Here is a 300-nt window from a genome sequence, read left to right on the forward strand (position 1 = left end):
AAACGTGCCAGACTCCCCTATTTTAAGACGCTAGAAGACTTCGACTTTGCGTTTCAGCCGAGCATCAATGAAAAGCGCGTCAGGGAGGTGATGACCTGTCGGTTCATCGATAACGGCTTCAATGTATTATTATTGGGCCCGCCGGGGGTGGGGAAGACACACTTGGCAATTTCAATCGCTGCGGAAGCTGTCACGAAAGGTTATCGGACTTCTGTGAACGCTAAAATAAAATTGACAGTTTTTGCTCGATACGATTTTACACTATTGCCGAAAAATCAGAACAGAACTCCGATAGAGTAG

General features: G+C 46.0%; 1 pseudogene. It reads left to right on the plus strand.

Annotation, left to right across the window (positions count from 1 at the left end):
• A pseudogene (locus tag KNP71_RS15970) lies at positions 1-204 on the plus strand (ATP-binding protein); the annotation flags it as partial.
• Positions 205-300 lie beyond the last annotated feature (96 nt).

The organism is Exiguobacterium sp. s56, assembly GCF_018618255.1.
Classification (GTDB): Bacteria; Bacillota; Bacilli; order Exiguobacteriales; family Exiguobacteriaceae; genus Exiguobacterium; species Exiguobacterium chiriqhucha.